The organism is Pseudomonas sp. EA_5y_Pfl2_R50 (assembly GCF_963970475.1).
Taxonomy (GTDB): Bacteria; Pseudomonadota; Gammaproteobacteria; order Pseudomonadales; family Pseudomonadaceae; genus Aquipseudomonas.
Genome location: NZ_CAXAPT010000069.1, coordinates 1 through 624, shown reverse-complemented (window position 1 = coordinate 624; position 624 = coordinate 1). Strand labels below are relative to the sequence as shown.

Annotated in this window: 2 protein-coding genes; both read right to left on the bottom strand. The window is 72.3% G+C overall.

The annotated features are described in order from the left end of the window. Nucleotides 1-420 (bottom strand): phosphoribosylanthranilate isomerase (locus tag AACY19_RS26745; protein WP_445262329.1); only part of this gene is annotated, 420 nt, incomplete at its 3' end. Nucleotides 421-463: 43 nt separating this feature from the next. After that, the gene (locus AACY19_RS26740; protein ID WP_445262330.1) at nt 464-619 is read right to left on the bottom strand and encodes an orotidine 5'-phosphate decarboxylase / HUMPS family protein; all 156 of its coding nucleotides are present in this window, start codon (nt 617-619) and stop codon (nt 464-466) included. Nucleotides 620-624: the final 5 nt, after the last annotated feature.

The following is a 624-nucleotide window of genomic DNA, read 5'->3' as shown; positions in this document are numbered from 1 at the left end:
GCCGGGCAGCGCCGCGCCGGGCGGGGTCTTGGCGTCGTACAGGATGCGATCGGCGACACCGCCAAAGGTCTCGGCCAGCGCCAGATCGGCGCGGGTGCGCACCGCCACCGCCGCCCAGATCTGCAGGCCGCTCCGCGCCTTGATCGCGGCGGCGCGGGCCGGGGGCGTATCGTGCAATTGCAGCACCTCGAGCTGTCCGGCGGCGATTGCCTGCTCGACCAGCGCATCGTCGGGGTTCACCATCACGCCGACGCGCGCGACATGGCCGGGCACCCGCGCGGCCAGTTGCGCCGCACGAACGCGCGAGAGATAGCCCCGGGAGGCCGCGAAGAACACAAAGCCGACATGGCTCGCCCCACCGGGAATCGCCGCGTCGAGCGTCTCGGGCGTCGATAGCCCGCAAATCTTGGCAGTGGTCATTATGCGTCCTAGGTGCCCCGGCGGTGTCGCGAGGCGGGCGTGCTCAGAGTGTCCCGGCAATCTCGCGTGCGGCAAGGTCGGGGTCTTCGGCCTGGGTGATCGGGCGACCGATCACCAGGATCGACGCACCGGCATTCACCGCCGCGCGGGGGGTGACGACGCGCTTCTGGTCGCCGACGACACCGCCCGCCGGGCGCACGCCGG